At 53.9% G+C, this 17243-nt stretch carries 18 protein-coding genes; all 18 read right to left on the reverse strand.

What is annotated here, in order from left to right; translation table 11 throughout:
• Positions 1 to 23: 23 nt before the first annotated feature.
• The 18 genes from V4U84_RS12850 to mraY all read right to left on the reverse strand — a co-directional run bounded on the left by V4U84_RS12850 (position 24) and on the right by mraY (position 17242).
• Positions 24 to 806 (reverse strand): YlmH family RNA-binding protein, encoded by a 783-nt coding sequence (locus tag V4U84_RS12850; protein WP_334071887.1) that lies wholly within the window; start codon positions 804 to 806, stop codon positions 24 to 26.
• Positions 807 to 814: 8 nt separating this feature from the next.
• Positions 815 to 1093 carry a YggT family protein gene (locus V4U84_RS12855; protein WP_334071888.1) on the reverse strand — a complete coding sequence of 93 codons (279 nt, stop codon included), beginning with the start codon at positions 1091 to 1093 and terminating at the stop codon, positions 815 to 817.
• 7 nt (positions 1094 to 1100) lie between these two features.
• Complete coding sequence (locus V4U84_RS12860) at positions 1101 to 1550, reverse strand: cell division protein SepF (protein WP_334071889.1); 450 nt, start codon at positions 1548 to 1550, stop codon at positions 1101 to 1103.
• The gene (locus V4U84_RS12865; protein ID WP_334071890.1) at positions 1550 to 2242 is read right to left on the reverse strand and encodes a YggS family pyridoxal phosphate-dependent enzyme; all 693 of its coding nucleotides are present in this window, start codon (positions 2240 to 2242) and stop codon (positions 1550 to 1552) included. Before V4U84_RS12865 ends, V4U84_RS12860 begins: the two co-directional genes overlap by 1 nt.
• 6 nt (positions 2243 to 2248) lie before the next feature.
• Positions 2249 to 3100 (reverse strand): peptidoglycan editing factor PgeF, encoded by an 852-nt coding sequence (gene pgeF, locus V4U84_RS12870; RefSeq protein WP_334072068.1) that lies wholly within the window; start codon positions 3098 to 3100, stop codon positions 2249 to 2251.
• 105 nt (positions 3101 to 3205) lie between these two features.
• Positions 3206 to 3541: a YlmC/YmxH family sporulation protein gene (locus V4U84_RS12875; RefSeq protein ID WP_334071891.1), complete on the reverse strand. Its 336-nt coding sequence runs from the start codon at positions 3539 to 3541 to the stop codon at positions 3206 to 3208.
• A 158-nt stretch (positions 3542 to 3699) separates the two neighbouring features.
• Positions 3700 to 4482 (reverse strand): RNA polymerase sporulation sigma factor SigG, encoded by a 783-nt coding sequence (gene sigG, locus V4U84_RS12880; RefSeq protein WP_334071892.1) that lies wholly within the window; start codon positions 4480 to 4482, stop codon positions 3700 to 3702.
• 90 nt (positions 4483 to 4572) lie between these two features.
• The gene (gene sigE, locus V4U84_RS12885) at positions 4573 to 5295 is read right to left on the reverse strand and encodes an RNA polymerase sporulation sigma factor SigE (protein ID WP_334071893.1); all 723 of its coding nucleotides are present in this window, start codon (positions 5293 to 5295) and stop codon (positions 4573 to 4575) included.
• Between the two features lie 55 nt (positions 5296 to 5350).
• The gene (spoIIGA, locus tag V4U84_RS12890; protein WP_334071894.1) at positions 5351 to 6361 is read right to left on the reverse strand and encodes a sigma-E processing peptidase SpoIIGA; all 1011 of its coding nucleotides are present in this window, start codon (positions 6359 to 6361) and stop codon (positions 5351 to 5353) included.
• 304 nt (positions 6362 to 6665) lie between these two features.
• The gene (gene ftsZ / locus V4U84_RS12895) at positions 6666 to 7781 is read right to left on the reverse strand and encodes a cell division protein FtsZ (RefSeq protein WP_334071895.1); all 1116 of its coding nucleotides are present in this window, start codon (positions 7779 to 7781) and stop codon (positions 6666 to 6668) included.
• A 57-nt stretch (positions 7782 to 7838) separates the two neighbouring features.
• Complete coding sequence (ftsA, locus tag V4U84_RS12900; protein ID WP_334071896.1) at positions 7839 to 9086, reverse strand: cell division protein FtsA; 1248 nt, start codon at positions 9084 to 9086, stop codon at positions 7839 to 7841.
• A 224-nt stretch (positions 9087 to 9310) separates the two neighbouring features.
• Positions 9311 to 10078, reverse strand: a complete 768-nt coding sequence (locus V4U84_RS12905; RefSeq protein ID WP_334071897.1) for a cell division protein FtsQ/DivIB — start codon at positions 10076 to 10078, stop codon at positions 9311 to 9313.
• Between the two features lie 70 nt (positions 10079 to 10148).
• A complete protein-coding gene (murA, locus tag V4U84_RS12910; RefSeq protein ID WP_334071898.1) occupies positions 10149 to 11429 on the reverse strand; it encodes a UDP-N-acetylglucosamine 1-carboxyvinyltransferase in 1281 nt (426 codons plus the stop codon).
• A gap of 16 nt (positions 11430 to 11445) precedes the next feature.
• Positions 11446 to 12351, reverse strand: coding sequence for a UDP-N-acetylmuramate dehydrogenase (gene murB / locus V4U84_RS12915; RefSeq protein WP_334071899.1), 906 nt, complete (start codon positions 12349 to 12351; stop codon positions 11446 to 11448).
• A gap of 230 nt (positions 12352 to 12581) precedes the next feature.
• Positions 12582 to 13697, reverse strand: coding sequence for an undecaprenyldiphospho-muramoylpentapeptide beta-N-acetylglucosaminyltransferase (murG, locus tag V4U84_RS12920; RefSeq protein ID WP_334071900.1), 1116 nt, complete (start codon positions 13695 to 13697; stop codon positions 12582 to 12584).
• Between the two features lie 5 nt (positions 13698 to 13702).
• A complete protein-coding gene (spoVE, locus tag V4U84_RS12925) occupies positions 13703 to 14800 on the reverse strand; it encodes a stage V sporulation protein E (RefSeq protein ID WP_334071901.1) in 1098 nt (365 codons plus the stop codon).
• A 49-nt stretch (positions 14801 to 14849) separates the two neighbouring features.
• Positions 14850 to 16274 carry a UDP-N-acetylmuramoyl-L-alanine--D-glutamate ligase gene (murD, locus tag V4U84_RS12930; protein ID WP_334071902.1) on the reverse strand — a complete coding sequence of 475 codons (1425 nt, stop codon included), beginning with the start codon at positions 16272 to 16274 and terminating at the stop codon, positions 14850 to 14852.
• 2 nt (positions 16275 to 16276) lie between these two features.
• Complete coding sequence (mraY, locus tag V4U84_RS12935) at positions 16277 to 17242, reverse strand: phospho-N-acetylmuramoyl-pentapeptide-transferase (protein ID WP_334071903.1); 966 nt, start codon at positions 17240 to 17242, stop codon at positions 16277 to 16279.
• Position 17243: the final 1 nt, after the last annotated feature.

Below are 17243 nucleotides of genomic sequence, written 5' to 3' on the forward strand. Positions count from 1 at the left end.
ATTGCCGATCTCCTGCAAAGTCTTCACACAAATTTACCGACTTTGACACGGTGCCTCCCACTTTTTGTCACGCCCCCGCACTCCAATACCTTGAAGCGGCCAAAGCCTTGCAGAGCTACGACATCGCCTTCTTTCAACAGTTTGGAAGGATCTTCTTCCGTTCTCCAGTTTACCCGGCAACGCCCCGCCTTAATCGGCACCAGAATTTTGCTGCGGCTTAGCCGATAAACGTCGCTGACGATGCCGTCCAAACGTAAAGAAGCCACCGTGAGATCCAGCGGCTCCAGCTCAGGCTCGCTCGTCTTCAGGGCGTCCAGCTCCAAAATATCGGTCATAACGCTAACCCGGTGCACCTGATGCAAATTCAGGCTCAAAAAGGGGACGATTTCCTCCGCGACGATCACATGGCATCCGTCTTCGCGCACATGGATATCACCGACTTTATCCCGTTTGAGCCCGAGCCCCAGAATCGCCCCCAGGTAATCCCCGTGCTGTAAGGAAGACAGCTTCTGATCATTGGAAGAGATGCCGAGCACCTTCATCCCCATATCTTCGCTTTCCAGGTCCCGGTAGTCCGGCCCGACCAGCGCGCGTCTTCGCTCCGCTCCTTCATAACCGCCGTCCAATCTTATTCCGGCATCCGGATGGCGGTTCACGAGCGTCTGCAAAATATAACTTTGCCGCGGATCCAGGAAGTCGCTCAGCTTGACTTCATGATAATCCCCGGCATGGACGACCCACTCCCACGCCCGGTCGACAAACGGGCGTTCCTCCGGCTTGAAATGTTCGTAGATGTCTGTTCGCATAGCTTACGTCACCCGGCAAAGATATAATTCAGCACACTGATCAAACCGAAGGCCGCCAGCCTGAGCACGAATAAAGCGATGATGGGCGAAAAGTCGATCATCCCCATTAATGGGGGGATAAACCGCCGGAACGGAGCCAGATACGGCTCAACCAGTTTCCCCAGAAGCTCGCCAATGAAGCTCTCCCGGATGTTAGGCACCCAAGACATCAAAATATAAACGAGCACCATATAAAAATAAATTTGGTACAGAAGCAGTACTATACTCTCAATCGTATGGCTCGCCAAGCTGCCTTCACCTCATTTTGTTGTAATCGAAATCCTCGGTCAGGATCTCGGTAATCGACCCCTGGATTTCCACCGTGTCCGGTGTGCAGAGGAAGATGTTTCCGCCGATCTTGGAAATACTGCCGCTAAGGGCATAAATCGTCCCGCTCAGAAAATCGATAATTCGCATCGCCTGGTCGTTGCGGACCCGCTGCAAATTCACGACAACACTCCGGTGGGACCGCAGATGATCCGCGATTTCTTGCGCCTCATCATAAGAACGAGGTTCATATAGGATGACCTTGACGTTCTTCTGCGAATGAATACTTACCACATTGGTTCCCCTAGGATTCTTGCGGGGTTCGAAGCTCGGAGGTTCATATTCCGGCTCATCCTGCCCGCGCAGCGTTTCGCGTTCCACGACTTCTTCCTCTTCCTGCAGGCCCAAGAAGTTCATGAACCGATTCATAACTCCCATTATGTCTCCTCCCCTTTCCCGACTAAAAGAGTACCGAGGCGAACCCAGGTCGCCCCTTCTTCGACCGCCACTTCGAAATCACCCGACATCCCCATCGACAATTCCTTGATCGGCTCCTTCCAAGCTCCTTTGGCGTTCAATTGATCCCTCAACTCCCGCAAGCCCCGGAAAACAGGCCGGGTAAGCTCGGGGTCCTCCACCTCAGGCGCCATCGTCATCAAACCGACCACTTTCAGATGGCTTAACTCCCTGATCTCGCGAAGAAAATCTTCCGCCTCTTCCGGCTTGACTCCCTGTTTGGAAGCCTCGCCCGAGACATTGACCTGCAGGAATGTTTTGACTTCACTCCCCGCTGCCGCTGCCCGCTTGTCCAGCTCGAGTGCCAGAGACACCCGATCCAAAGAGTGGATATATTCAAATTTTCCGACAATCTCCTTGACCTTCCTGCTCTGAAGATGGCCGATGAAATGCCATACGCCCTGTCCGCCAAGCTCTTCCCATTTCGGCACCGCCACCCCCGGGCGGTTCTCCCCGATATGACGGATACCCGCATCCAGTACGGCGCGTGTCTTAGCGCTGGACACATACTTGGTCACGGCGATGACACGGACCTCTCCGGCATTTCTGCCGCTGCGTTCACAGGCCGCCGCGATTCTTTCGTTGACATGCTGTATCGCTTCCTGAATAGACAAGAAGGATCACCTCTCTTTCAAACCAACCCAGCTCGCCATCCTTCCGGTGACTCCCCCATCTTTCCGATAAGAGAAAAACACATCATTCCGGCAGCTTGTACACCAACTTGTACATTCGATATGCATCGGCAATATTCCTGCTTTTATCATAATAATTCGATTCATTTCTTTCAAGTTCAGCATCATTCGGCCTTCCTGGGGAGAAGGGACTGCGATTTGGCTCTCCCCGGCCGGCTCCCCCGCCGCTTCAAGCGCTTCCCGCACTTTCACCATGACCCGATCATCCACTTCATAACAACAGCCTCCGATGCTGGGGCCGATGGCGGTCCGGATATCGCCCCGGGAGCTCCCGAACTCGCGCTCCATGGTCTCGATAACGGCCACGGCGATCCTGGCGACCGTCCCTTTCCAGCCGGCATGCGCCAGACCGACGACGCGCCGGACAGGGTCCATGAAATAAAGCGGTACGCAATCGGCGTAAAAAGAAGTCAGAAGCACCCCCGGTTCATCCGTAACCAGTCCGTCCGTATGTTGAAAAGCACCCTCCCGGTTCAAACTGCCTTTTCCCCGGTCCTTTGCCTTGACGACTGCAACTTCGCTTCCATGCACCTGTTCCCCGCAGGTCCACGCCTCAGGCTTAAACCCTAACGCTTCGGACAGCCGGCGGCGGTTAGCCAGGACGTCCTCAACCTCATCTCCGACATGAAGCGCGAGGTTCAAGCTATCGTATGGGCTGCGGCCGACCCCGCCGGAGCGTCCCGTAAACCCGGCGGTAAGCTCCGGCAAGAGATTTTCCCATGCCTTAAGTTCATAGCGTTCAGGCGCGTCCAATATAGGATTTCTAATAAACGGCTCCATCATCCATCTCCCCCTGATGTATTGCGCATCATCCTTAAAGCCCAAGCAAACTTTCTTCGCTCGCGGCTCGCTTTTACCAGTGTACCACAAAGGGATGGCTTTCGTTTACCCGCGGCGCTCGGCCCTGCCGTCACGATCGATATACACGGTTGTCTCATAGGATACCGGTTCCCGCGATTCGCGCAGTTCCTCCATTTTGACGAGGACGACGTCGGAGCCGATTTTTACGATGTTTTTCCAGGGGATAATCAAATCACTGCCGCCGCCGAACAATCCAAGGAATTTAGTACTGGCCGGGACGACGATCGCTTCGATGATCCCCTGCCTCAGGTCCAACTCCAGGTCGCTGATATGTCCAAGACGTTTGCCGTCCACGACATTGATAACATCCTTCGTTTGAAAATCCGAGATTTTCATGCTTGCCCTGACCGCATTATTCATCCGTATCGCCCCCCAAGCGCCCTTTCCTTCCTGTCTCCCTTTACTATATGATCCGAAACCGCAAAACATTAAACATATCCCCGGACCGATTCGGCAAATAAAAAAGGTCCCTATAAAAGGGACCGCATAAAATCGGGCTGCTTCAGTGTCCTTCCGGACTACGATTTCACATGTTTCTGCATTTGCAAAATGGCGGCTTTCTCCAACCTGGACACCTGGGCTTGCGAGATCCCGATTTCGTCGGCGACCTCCATCTGGGTTTTGCCTTCGAAAAAGCGCATCGACAGAATCATCTTTTCCCTGCGCCCCAACCGCTGCATCGCTTCCCTCAAGGCGATCTCCTCAATCCAGGAGACGTCCTTGTTCTTGTCATCGCTGATCTGATCCATGACATAGATCGGGTCTCCCCCATCGTGGTAAATCGGTTCAAACAGCGAGACCGGGTCCTGGATCGCGTCCAAGGCGAAAACGACATCCTCTTTCGGCAAGCCGAGCGCTTCCGAAATTTCAAAGATCGTCGGCTCACGCGAATTTTGGTTCGTCAGGCTATCGCGCATCTGCAGTGCTTTGTAGGCGATATCCCTTAAACTGCGGGAAACGCGGATCGGGTTATTGTCACGCAAATAGCGGCGAATTTCCCCGATGATCATCGGCACTGCATAGGTCGAAAATTTGACGTTCTGCGATAAATCGAAATTATCGATAGCTTTCATGAGTCCGATGCAGCCTACTTGAAACAAGTCGTCTACATACTCCCCCCGATTGTTGAACCGTTGGATGACACTCAGTACGAGTCTGAGGTTGCCATTCACTAACTTTTCTCTGGCTGATCTTACGTGGTCCTGCTGCAAAGAGTGGAACAATTCACGCATTTCCGCATTGGTTAGAACGGGCAATTTTGCGGTATCGACGCCGCAAATCTCGACTTTGTTTCGGGTCATCAAGTCTTTACCTCCCAAGGAGAAACATTAATGATCATTATCTCCCCGGTCTGTATTTTTATTCCTGAAAATCCTCCTCTCGGACGGCAGCTACACCATCTTGTTGAATTCCTTGCGGAGGCGCTTAATTATTCGTTTCTCCAGTCTGGAAATGTAGGATTGTGAAATCCCCAGCAGATCGGCAACATCCTTTTGGGTCTTCTCGTCTCCGTCCACCAGTCCAAACCGGAGCTCCATAATCATGCGTTCCCGCTCGCTCAGCTTGTCGAGCGCCTTATGCAGCAGCTTGCGGTCCACCTGCTCTTCAATATTGCGGTAAATCGTATCGTTCTCCGTCCCCAGCACATCGGACAGTAGCAGCTCGTTTCCGTCCCAATCGATATTGAGCGGTTCGTCAAAAGATACCTCCGTCCGAATTTTGCTGTTTCGGCGCAAGTACATCAAAATTTCATTTTCGATACAGCGGGAGGCATAGGTCGCCAGTTTGATTTTCTTCTCGGGATCAAACGTATTGACGGCCTTGATCAGTCCGATCGTACCGATGGAGACCAGGTCCTCGATATTGATCCCCGTATTTTCGAATTTCCTGGCGATATATACGACCAGCCTGAGATTTCGTTCGATCAGCATGGCCCGGATGGCGGAATCGCCGGTCGAGAGCCTCTGCAGCAAATATTCTTCTTCCTCGCGCGTCAATGGAGGCGGAAGCGCTTCACTCCCGCCGATATAATAGATTTCTTCACTCTTTAGCCCAAATAGAAACAATAAACGATAGTACTGCAGTTGCAGCATCAACTTCCACTTTACACGCATGGCCTTCTTCCCCCCACGATTACGTTCCAGTTTTTCCGATAAACTCGCGCCCTGATTACCCGCTTTTTGCATATCCGCCGAACGGAGTTCCCGGCGTTTCCGAAGGATTCGCCGTATCCGTCCCCTTGAAGTTCCCGGTTTCCGCCAACTCCTCCACTAATGCCGGGTGGACGATTGCTTGAAATCTTCCTTCCGCCGATAAGCTTCCTCGATCCAGCCCCACAAGCACGCGGGCGGTTTTGAATTCCCCGCCGTCTTTTCGGACGACCACCTCGTCCGGCTTCAAAGCCAGCATAAACTGCGATCCTCTGTTCACGCCGCGAAAAGGGACCAAACGCAGCCGATCACGCCAAGGAAAGGAGTCATCCTCCGTCCATTTCAGAATAAGGTTGTCCGCCTCGTTTCCGCTTCCTTGTCCAGCCTCCAAGTCCGGCAGGAAATCCTTCCAGAGGGAGGCCTCCATCACCATGACCGGCAGCCGGCTGAGCGGATCGGTTAAGTGATTGCCCGTATCGATCAGCCCCGTACAGCTCACGTCCGCATCCCCGATCCGTACCCGGATTTCAGCCAGATACGATGTCATCATTTCCTGCCTTCGCCGGGAAGATATGACCCATTTGAACCAGAGCAGGACAATGACAAACAGGGCCAGCGTAAACACGACTCCAACCTGCAGCGAAAATCCGAGTCCGCCTGTCGCCGAGTACCAGATTCCGTTCCATAGCTCACCTGAGCTTTGCAAGAGATAATGAATGCCCAAAATCCCGCCGGCTGCCGCAAAATTCACTATGTAAAACGCTCCTAAGTTCCGCAAGTAGTTCTGCAAACCGCCAAAACCGAAGGCGATCCACAGCATGACGACGGAAAACAAAAATTTGACCAGGAACGTAAACAAAAACGACAATGCCGGTAGAAACATCATCACGACATAGAACGCCCCGACCGCAGCCGAGAGACCCAGGCGCCAATAAACCACCTTGCGTTTTCGCAACCAAGCGGTCATCGCTAGCAGCGCGGCATCGATCAGCAGGTTCATTAGAAATATCAAATCGATATAAACAACCATACGTTCTTCACCTGCCCGCTTTTGGCTCTTAAAATCTAGCGCCTATTGACGTGGAGATGCTTATCAGTATATAGAGTTCCCTATGTAAAGTCTGTCTAAAATTGAAAGCGGAAGCCCACTAATTTTGTCGTTTTTCTCATCTATATAAATTGAGCTATTGATTTACATGTACGGCCGCCGTGTGAAATGTTCTTCCGATCGCTGCCCGTCCCAGATTTTCTTAAATTAAACTTATAAGGTAGAGAAAAAAAGACCTTGTCCTGGCAGCAGGACAAGGTCTTCGGGGAAGACTTGCGAGAAAATATTATTCGTTGTTGTTCCGACGATTGCGAAGGAAAGTAGGTATATCCAACTGGTCTCCGCTTGGCTGATTCCCGAAAGGTCTCAGCGTGGAGGACGTAGCGCGATTCTCCTGCTGTTCCGAGACACCTGCTACCGGCTTGCGGCCAGGCATTACAGGAGGTGCTTTATGCTCGAATCCGGTCGCAATAACCGTCACCTTGATATCGTCCTTCATATTCTCGTCAATGATCGCTCCGAAAATCATATTCACCTCGGGATCGGAAGCCGAAATGACGATTTCCGCGGCTTCATTGACTTCATAAAGCGAAAGATTCGCGCCGCCGGTAATGTTCATAATCACGCCTCGCGCTCCTTCGATCGAGGTTTCCAGCAGCGGGCTCATAATCGCCTTGCGCGCCGCTTCCGCCGCGCGGTTCTCGCCGTTTGCAAGACCGATTCCCATCAACGCGGAGCCGCGTTCGGTCATGATCGTCTTGACGTCCGCAAAGTCAAGGTTGATCAAGCCGGGAACGGCGATCAGGTCGGATATGCCTTGAACAGCCTGACGCAGCACGTTATCCGCCTCACGGAACGCTTCCAGCATCGGCGTTTTCTTATCCACAATTTCAAGCAGACGGTCGTTAGGAATAACGATTAACGTATCGACCTTTTCTTTGAGAGCTTCAATCCCCATATCGGCTTGCGAGGAACGTTTCCGCCCTTCAAAGGTAAACGGACGGGTTACGACGCCAACGGTAAGCGCGCCGCATTCCCGAGCGATCTCCGCAATGACCGGAGCTGCCCCCGTACCGGTTCCGCCGCCCATTCCCGCGGTGACGAACACCATATCAGCGCCTTTCAGCGTATTCGCGATCAGATCACGGGATTCTTCGGCCGCTTTCTTGCCGACTTCCGGATTGGCGCCGGCACCGAGACCGCGGGTCAATTTGTCGCCGATTTGCAGTTTATGCTCAGACTTGGCCAAATGAAGAGCCTGGGCATCCGTATTCACCGTAATGAACTCTACGCCCTGTACTCCGTTTTCGATCATCCGGTTTACGGCATTGCTTCCGCCGCCGCCGCATCCGATGACTTTTATTTGAGCCAAGCTCTCCATTTCAAAATCAAATTCCAACATACTATTCCATCTCCCCCTCATTGTGCATGGATGGCCCGTCCATCGCGGTTTCCCAAATTATATAAATTCGCTGAATAGTTTCTTGAGGCGTTCCATCACGCCCGTTTTCCGGACGGTTTCCTGCGGTCCCGGGGCTTTCGGACGATTCGCCGATTTCTTCGGTCCCGCATTCCGAACCCGGATATTCTTGATCACCTTGTACAATATCCCGACGCCTCCCGTATAGCCCGGGTCGCGCACGCCGATATAATCCGGCACGGCAATACGTACGCTGGCGGCAAGCTCCTGCTGGGCGATCTTCAGCAAGCCCGGCATGGAGACCGTGCCTCCCGTAAGTATATAACCGCCTGGCTGTTCATTGTAACCAAGCCGCTTAACTTCCTGCCCGATCAGTTGGAAAATCTCCTGAACCCGCGGCTCCGCAATCGCAGCCAGGTCTTCTTGAGTGAATTCCTTGTCCACATTGCTGCCGATGCGGGTTACCTTAAAAGTGACTTCCGGCGCGGCGTCTTCGATCGAGGCGCAGCCATATTTCAGCTTCACCTTCTCGGCTTGATCCGTCAGCGTACGCAGTCCGTAAGCGATATCGTTCGTTATGAACTCTCCCCCGATCGGCAACGTGGATGTGGCTACGATCGTTCCGCTTTCAAAAACGGCGATCGTCGTCGATCCGGCTCCGATGTCCACCAGGACAGAGCCCATAACTTTCTCGTCTTTCGAGAGCGCCAATTGCCCCGCGCCCAGCGACAGCAGTACAAGATCGCGGATCTTCAGTCCCGATTTCTCCACACAGCGAAGCAAATTATGTATCGCTGTTTTGGAGCCAGTCACAATCGTCGCTTCCACTTCAAGACGCACACCGATCATTCCCCGCGGATCACTAATGCCCTCCAGGCCGTCCACCACATACTGTTTGGCAACAACGTCGATGATTTCACGTTCCGGAGGAAGTGCGATCACTTCGGCTGCCTTCAAGACACGGTCGATATCGTCTTCGCCGATTTCCCGGTCTTCGTTTTGAACCGCTACTACTCCATGGCTCGTTTGGAGTCCGATATGGTTTCCCGAAATGCCGACATACACTTCCGATATTTGAATACCTACCATCCGTTCGGCATGATCCACAGCACTGCGAATCGACTGAACCGTCTGGTCAATATCTACAATCGCGCCTTTGCGAATTCCTTCCGAGTCGGCAGATCCAACCCCAATAATATTAAAGGTTCCATTATTAATTTCCCCAATAATAGCACGAACTTTGGATGTACCGATGTCCAAACTAACAATGATGTCATTGTTGCTCAAGCCCCTGGCACCTCCTGTTTCCAAATAAAAAATATAATGTCACTGTAAAAACGCACTCTCTACATATTCAACGCCGGTTAACCTTTCCCTCTTTTTTCTACAATATTTTTGGCTTCCAAGTTTTGCATACCCGCATGATAGAAGCAAGTTCCTAACTTGAGTAAAAAAAAGAAAAAAAGAAGAGGGAGGAAACTAGCCCATAAAACGTATTTTATCATTGATTGTTATTTATGAGTAGTATCATTTTCACCGGCCGTTTCATCCTCAGGCGTCTCGTAAGGCACATACGTATCGGCCTCCAAAAGGGTTAAAATTCCCGGGTCCTGTGAATCCATAATCATGTTCATGTACTCCGCCTTATCCGCCAAGACGGAAATCGCCGAAATCACCTCAAATTTGGATCGGGTGTACATCTTGATCCGATCTGGGTAGGACACGGTGGGCGAAGGCGTAATCTCCGAAATTTCTGAGGTTAAGGCATCCGAAATTTTAGCCAAGGTCCCGCATAGTTTAGGCAAATTGGGGTCGTCCGACGACCAGCCCGTCAAAATCGGTTTCTCGATCGGCATGGATCCGTTATCGAGACTGACCCTCGTTCCGTTGCCCAAAAGACCGTTCAATTGACCGTCCGCGGCCAGCTCGTAAGCGACGACGGGGTACTCTTGAATCTCCACCCGGACCTTTCCAGGAAAAGACTTATCCACGCGGACTTCCTGCAGGGACTTTATTCCGGACAATTTGGCCTCAATCTTGGAAGCGCTTGTCCCAAAAAACGGCGCGCCGATCTTTAACCCGGAGATGTCCAGCAGCTCCTTATCGGAAAGATAGGTATTGCCCTCGAAAGAGATTTCCGATATTTTGCTGATAGAGGAACGGAAGAATAATACACAAAGCAAGATGAGAACGAGCAGAAAAAGAATGCCGGCAATCTTCCGGCTGCTTTTCTTTTTCTGCTGGGGTTCTTTGAGTACAGGTACTGTAGTTTTTGGCATATCATTTCTCCGATATCGTCTAAAATAAAGCCTGTATCCCCTCCGCCGGAGGGGACCATCCAGATCAGGATCAGGCCAAATCCAGTTGCTTCAATGCCGGGGTCTCCCGGTGCATAACGCCGCCAAGCCGTCTGAACATCGTTTCAATCCGGTCGTAGCCGCGGTCGATATGGTGAACCTGTTCGACTACCGTTTTTCCTTGGGCCGCCAATCCGGCGATGACGAGAGCCGCCCCCGCTCTTAAATCCGTAGCTTCCACGGTCGCTCCATACAATCTTGCTACCCCGCGGATAAAAGCGGTGTTCAGGTCCACCGAAATGTCGGCTCCCATACGGACCAATTCATCCACATGCTTGAAACGCCCTTCAAACACCGTTTCCTTCATCAGGCTAAGCCCGTCGGCAAGCGACAGCAGCACCATCACCTGGGATTGCAAATCAGTGGGAAAAGAAGGATAGGGCGAAGTTACGATCCGCTCGACAGCTTTCAGACGGCCGCTGCTGCTTACGGTTATTATATCATCGCAGGTCCCGATTTGAACACCGGCGCGCCGCAGCACATGGAACAGAGCGGTCAAGTGGGACGGATTGCAATGGGTAAGCGTCACGGTTCCGCGTGTGGCCGCGGCCGCGATCAGCGCGGTTCCCGCCACGATCCGGTCGGGAATGATTTCGTAATCGCAAGGTTCAAGCGCCCGCACTCCGCGAATCGTGATGGCCTCTGTGCCCGCCCCGATCACGTTCGCGCCCATGGCGTTCAGGAAATTTTGCAGGTCCTGGATTTCCGGCTCCCTGGCCGCATTTGTAATCGTGGTCGTGCCTTCCGCCAGCGTGGCGGCCATCATGATGTTCTCCGTCGCTCCGACGCTGGGAAAGTCCAGATGAATATCGCTTCCTCTCAATTTGGAGGCCCTGCACCAGATTTGGTTGTTGCTTTCTTCAATCTGGGCTCCCAACGCTTGCAACCCTCGCAAATGCAGGTCGATTTTCCGTTCGCCGATCGCGCAACCCCCGGGCTGATAAATGCAAACCTCGCCGAATCTCGCCAGGAGAGGCCCCATCAAAAATATCGATGACCGCATCTGCTTCATTAAGTCTTCCGGCACATGGCTTGAAACGACCCCGCCCGTATCCACGAGAACCGTATCCTCTTTCTGGACTACCGCACACCCCAAACGGTTCAGGATTCCGAGCATGACGTCAATATCGAGCAGCCGGGGGACATTTCGAAGTCTCACCTTGCCTTCCGTCAGCAAGCTGGCCGCCATGATCGGCAAGGCGGCATTTTTTGCTCCATGGATGCGAATGGATCCTGATAGGGGTCTCCCGCCTTCGATCACCAATTTGTCCAATGTATCACCTCCGAGTTTACCGTTCACCCACGAAGTAGACCTCCGGCACCAGTGCGATCTCATATTTGGAAGAAATGGTGTCCTTGATTTGCTCCATGAGCGTAAGAACGTCCTCTGCTGTCGCTTGCCCGTTATTGACGATGAAATTGGCATGCAGTTCGGATATTTCGGCTCCGCCCACCCTCCGTCCTTTCAGGTCGGCAGCTTCAATCAGCCGGGCGGCGTGATCTCCGGGCGGATTGCGAAACACGCTTCCGGCACAGGGCTGCTGCAGCGGTTGCGTCTTGCGGCGCCTGTCCTTATAGGCCGCCATGGCGGCGGCAATCTCCAGCCGGTCGCCCGCCTCCAGCGATAAACGGGCTCGGGCCACAATACCCGGACGGTCGTGCAGAACGGAATGCCGGTAAGCGAATTCCATCTCCTCAGCCCCGTAGGTTACCAATTCACCTGTCTCCAGAACAATTTCAGCGGATTTAAAGATGCGTGACACATCGGACCCATGGGCGCCGGCATTCATATAAACGGCTCCCCCCACCGTTCCGGGTATACCGCCGGCAAATTCCAGACCGGTCAAGCCGTTTTTTCCGGCCATAATGCTTAATCTGACGAAGGATGCGCCGCCTCCGGCCGTAACTTCCGTTCCGTTGAACTCAATGCTCTCCAGATCCTTGCCCAGCTTAATAACGGCACCGCGGATGCCTTTATCCGATACGAGCATGTTGGAGCCCTTGCCGATCATCATCCATGGAATCCGCTCTTCATGCAGCAGGCGAATGAGACTCGCAAGTTGTTCCCTATTCTCCGGAACGACCAAAGCGTCAGCGGGACCGCCGATTTTCCAAGTAGTGTATTTCGACATCGGTTCGTTAAGCAGAACCGTTCCGATTTCAAGTTGCGATAATTTCGACAGCCACTGCTGCATCGCATATCCCTCCTCTTAAACATGCCGGATTCTCGTTTTCTCTCTTTTTAAAGCCCGAATGATCCGGTATTGCCCCGGAGAAAGCCCGGCGCCTGGGTCCGCAATAGACCGGGGGACAAACGCTCTTCTTCCCGATCCCTTACTAAAGTAAGAATGTCACGATGTATAGGGTATCTTATGCCTTCCTTACGAAGAGTGTGACACTCGCCCAAGGCCACCGGCTCCCCCGGTTATTTGCGTATACCTTCGGTAAGCCGCCGTATCTCCTCGACGATCAGGCCGGCCGATTCCGGCTTTCCGAGCTTCCGCGACGCTTCCGACATGGAGGCGTGGAGGCCCGGGTTTGACACAATCTCTTTGATGGACGAGAAAAGCCTCTGTCCGTTCAGATCCGGTTCCAAAATCACGCGGGCCGCCCCCGCTTTTTCCAGGGTTCTCGCATTTTTCTCCTGGTGGTTATTCGTCACGTTCGGCGACGGAATGAGAATGGACGGAATCCCGAGCGAGGTCATTTCCGCGAGGAAAGAAGCGCCGGCTCGGTTGACAATCAACGAGGTCGCCGCGAGCACCTCGGGCATCTCGTGAACGTAAGGCTTAATCATCAGATTCTTCGGGATTCCTCCCGTTTGGGCCTGGATTTCCCGGCGGGTTGGCTCATAATACGCCTCCCCGGTGACGTAAACAAACGCAAGGTGACTCAAATTCCGCACAAATGGGGCCATCTCGATCATTACCCGATTGATCGCCTTCGCCCCGCCGCTGCCGCCGACAACCAGCACAATGGAACTGCCCTGAGACAGTCCCAAGGAGGCAAAGCCTTTGTTTTTGTCCGCTTCAAATACGGTAGTCGCCCGCGGATTCCCGGTATAAATCACATGTTTTACCCCCGGAAAAGCCTGTTCGGAGCCTTCAAAGCTCACGGCGACCGTGGAGACGTATTTGCTCAGGAAACGGTTCGTCAGCCCGGGCACCGCATTCTGTTCATGGATAATGCTAGGAATCCCCAGCTTCGCGGCCGCATATACAACCGGCCCGCAAACATAGCCGCCCGTACCGATCACGACGTCAGGCTTGAATTCCCGAAGCAATTGCTTCGAACGGCCGACGCCTTTCAGGAAACGAATGACTGTTTTCATATTTTCAAAGGAAAGTTTCCGACGAAAGCCGGTAATATCGATCGCTTCAAAGGGAATGCCCGTTTTCGGAACCAGGGTGCTCTCCAAGCCCCGCTGTCCGCCGATATATAAAAATTCGGATTCCGGAAATTCCGCAGCGCACCTGCTTGCCACGGCGAGCGCGGGGTAAATGTGCCCCCCCGTACCGCCGCCGCTCAGAACGACGCGCATATTCCTCACCTCGCATAACGTGATAGATTCAGTAAAATGCCGAGTGCCGTCAGCATCAATGTCAGGGAGGACCCCCCGTAGCTGATCAGCGGGAGTGTAATCCCCGTGACGGGCATGAGGCCAATGACAACCCCGATATTGATGACGACCTGCACGCCCACCATGCCGACAATGCCGACCGCCAGCAGGCTGCCGAACATATCGTCAACCGTCATCGCTACCCTCATGCCTCGCCAAACCAAAATCATAAACAGCAGGAGCACAATCATGCCCCCGATAAAGCCCAGTTCTTCAGTAAGAATAGAAAAAATAAAATCCGTCTGCGGTTCGGGCACGTAGCTGTATTTTTGCCGGCTCATGCCGAGTCCCAGCCCGGCCAGTCCCCCGGGGCCGATCGCGTACAGCGATTGAATGATCTGGTACCCGGCCCCCAGCGGGTCGGACCAGGGATCCAGAAAAGCGGTGATCCGCTGCAGCCGGTAAGGGGCCGCCAGGATCAGCCCGATGAAGCCGAGTACGCCGACCGCCGCCAAGCCCGCCAAATGCTTGATGCGGGCCCCGGCCGTGAATACGATGAGCATCGAGGCGCCCATCATCACTGTGCCCGTCCCCAAATCCGGCTGAAGCATGATCAGTCCGAATGCGAGGCCGATCAACCCGAGCGGCGGCAAAAGGCCCCGCGTAAAGTGGGTAATCCGGTAGTCCTCTTTGCTCAGCCAGACCGATAGAAACAGGATCATGCCGAGCTTCATAAACTCTGAAGGCTGAATGCCGAACGAACTGATGCCGAGCCAACTCCGTGCCCCGCCGCGCACAACCCCGATGCCGGGGATCAGCACGGCGACAAGCAGCACAAAACAGGCGAGCAAAGCGACTTTGGCATACTTTTTCATGATCCGGTAGTCCAGGTTCATAGTGAAGAACATGGCCACCAAACCGAGGACGGCAAAGAACAACTGCCGTTTCACAAAATAAAACGGATCGCCGTAATCGTGAAAACCGAGTACGGAGCCCGCGCTGTAAACCATCACAATCCCGATCACCAGCAGGCCGATAATGCTGGCCATTAACCAAAAATCCGGTGCCGTGCGGTTTTTGACCATCGTGGAAGCCACCTCTTGACAGAAAGTAGGGGCTTTTCCACCCCCCTACTTAAAGGGTATGCACCGCCTCTTTAAAAATGCGTCCACGCTCTTCATAGGACGAGAACATGTCCCAGCTGGCGCAAGCCGGGGACAGCAGCACGATGTCCCCATCGGCGGCCAGTTCCGCGGCAGCATTGATCGCTTCCCGCAGCGTATCGGCGGCGCTGGTTCCAGTATCGACCAGCACGATATCGCTTAGACCCGCCAGTTCGGCGACCCGGCCGATTTTCTCCTTCGTCTGGCCGATCGCCACCACGGCTTTGACTCTCTCCTTAAAGGCGGGCAGCAGCTCCATATAATCGGAGCCCCGGTCCAGGCCGCCGGCAATCAGCACGATCGGCCGATCCAGCGCGCCTAACGCCGTAACCGTCGCTTTCGAATTAGTCGCCTTGGAATTGTTGTAATACGCGACGCCGGATTTCACTTCCACGAACTCGAGCCGATGCTCGACTCCCCGGAAGGAGCGGAGTGGTCCGGCAAGCGCTTCGGGAGCGGCTCCGGCCGCCAGCGATGCCGCCGCGGCCGCCAGTGCGTTCCCCACATTAAAACGGCCCGCCAAGCCGATTTCCGCAATATCGAGAATGCGATGTTCCGCACCCGCTTCATCCCGGTAAACGATATGCCGGGTCAAGTTATCCTGAACGCCGGGAATAAAGGACGGCTGGACATAAACGCCCGCCGTCCGCAGCTCCTCCGCCATGGAGAAGGGGAGCAGCTTCGCCTTGATATAAGGGACCAGCTCGCGGCAGACAGGGTCGTCCCAATTAATGACGGCGATATCGGATTCCGTCTGATTCGCGAACAGTTTGGCTTTGGAAGCAACATAATCCTCCATCGTGCCGTGATAATCCAGATGAGTCTCGGCAACGTTCAGCAACACCGCCACCGCCGGGCGGAACTCCCGCGTCCCCTTGAGCTGAAAGCTGCTCAGTTCGGCCACCAGCCGGTTCTCCGGACGGGCCTCTTCCGCCGCCGCGCACAGCGGCGTTCCGATATTCCCGGCAACGAGCGGATGGAGCCCGGCGGATTCGAGCATGTTGCCGATCCATGTAGTCGTTGTCGTTTTTCCGTTGGAGCCGGTAATGCCGATGATCGGAGCCTCAGTCAGATGATACGCCACCTCCACCTCGGTCACGACTTCGATTCCCAATTCCTCCGCTTTGGCCACGGGTGGCGCACTGTAAGGGATTCCCGGGTTCTTGACCACCAGTTCGACCCCGGCGTGAATCAATCCCTCCGGGTGACCTCCGCATACAACAGAAATTCCCAAAGCTTCCAATTCGGATGCTTCGGGACATTCCTCTCTCGTCTTCCTATCGTTGACGGTAACGACCGCGCCGCTTCGGTGAAGGGTTTTGGCGACCTGCAATCCGCTCTTCGCTAGACCGAGTACAACCACTTGGCGCCCCCGGTATTCATCTGGATGTTTCATTTCTACAGCCCCTTGTTCAAATAAAGTCCGATGCCCGCCAGCAGCAGGCCAACAGCCCAAAACGTGACAACAACACGCCACTCCGACCATCCCGATAGTTCGAAATGATGATGGATCGGGCTCATCTTGAATATTCGTTTCCCGCGCGTCTTGAAAGAAACGATCTGCAGCACGACGGATAGCATTTCAATGACGAAAATGCCGCCGATCACGAGGAACAACAGTTCGCTCTTCGTGATAATCGCGATGGCCCCAATGGCTCCGCCGATCCCGAGCGAGCCCGTATCGCCCATAAACACCTTGGCCGGATGCGCGTTAAATACCAAGAAACCCAAAACCGCGCCGATCATGGCCGCCGCGCAAACCGCCGCCGGAAGAGAGGTCACCTGCATCGCGACAACCGCATAGGCCCCCAGCGCAATCGCGCTTACCCCCGAAAGCAACCCGTCCAGGCCATCGGTAAAATTGACGGCATTGCTGATGGCAATCAGCATAAAAATGATAAACGGATAGTAAAACCACGGGCCCCAATCAAACGAAAAGCCGGTCCCCGGGATGCCGATCGCCGTGCTGTGTCCTTCCGAAATCAAAAGCGCGCAGATGGTGCCGGAAAACAGCAGCTGCCCGAACATTTTTTGCTTCGGCGTCAGCCCCAGCGATCTTTTGAACACGATCTTGATGTAATCGTCCAGAAATCCGACCAGCCCAAAGCCGAGCGTGGCGATCAGCAAGACATAAAAATCGGTGTTCACGACCGAAAATTTAAGAAAAGCGAGCGTGAATGCCAAGATGATAATAATGCCGCCCATGGTCGGCGTTCCCGCCTTCTTCTGGTGGCTTTGCGGCCCTTCGCCGCGGATCTGCTGCCCGAATTTCATGCGCCGCAGCAGAGGAATCAGCAAAGGGGCCGAGATCACCGCTAATATAAAAGATACGCCAATCGTTAATAGTATGAGTCCAAAGTCCATT

Origin of the sequence: Paenibacillus sanfengchensis, from assembly GCF_036864765.1 — a bacterium.
In the GTDB taxonomy this organism is placed as follows: Bacteria; Bacillota; Bacilli; order Paenibacillales; family Paenibacillaceae; genus Fontibacillus; species Fontibacillus sanfengchensis.

Coding starts and splice junctions, on each gene's coding strand:
- V4U84_RS12850 (WP_334071887.1), bottom strand. CDS start 806: ATGCGAACAGACATCTACGAACATTTCAAGCCGGAGGAACGCCCGTTT.
- V4U84_RS12860 (WP_334071889.1), bottom strand. CDS start 1,550: ATGGGAGTTATGAATCGGTTCATGAACTTCTTGGGCCTGCAGGAAGAG.
- pgeF (WP_334072068.1), bottom strand. CDS start 3,100: ATGGAGCCGTTTATTAGAAATCCTATATTGGACGCGCCTGAACGCTAT.
- V4U84_RS12875 (WP_334071891.1), bottom strand. CDS start 3,541: ATGAATAATGCGGTCAGGGCAAGCATGAAAATCTCGGATTTTCAAACG.
- sigG (WP_334071892.1), bottom strand. CDS start 4,482: ATGACCCGAAACAAAGTCGAGATTTGCGGCGTCGATACCGCAAAATTG.
- sigE (WP_334071893.1), bottom strand. CDS start 5,295: ATGCGTGTAAAGTGGAAGTTGATGCTGCAACTGCAGTACTATCGTTTA.
- spoIIGA (WP_334071894.1), bottom strand. CDS start 6,361: ATGGTTGTTTATATCGATTTGATATTTCTAATGAACCTGCTGATCGAT.
- ftsZ (WP_334071895.1), bottom strand. CDS start 7,781: ATGTTGGAATTTGATTTTGAAATGGAGAGCTTGGCTCAAATAAAAGTC.
- V4U84_RS12905 (WP_334071897.1), bottom strand. CDS start 10,078: ATGCCAAAAACTACAGTACCTGTACTCAAAGAACCCCAGCAGAAAAAG.
- murB (WP_334071899.1), bottom strand. CDS start 12,351: ATGCAGCAGTGGCTGTCGAAATTATCGCAACTTGAAATCGGAACGGTT.
- murG (WP_334071900.1), bottom strand. CDS start 13,697: ATGCGCGTCGTTCTGAGCGGCGGCGGTACGGGGGGGCACATTTACCCC.
- spoVE (WP_334071901.1), bottom strand. CDS start 14,800: ATGGTCAAAAACCGCACGGCACCGGATTTTTGGTTAATGGCCAGCATT.
- murD (WP_334071902.1), bottom strand. CDS start 16,274: ATGAAACATCCAGATGAATACCGGGGGCGCCAAGTGGTTGTACTCGGT.
- mraY (WP_334071903.1), bottom strand. CDS start 17,242: ATGGACTTTGGACTCATACTATTAACGATTGGCGTATCTTTTATATTA.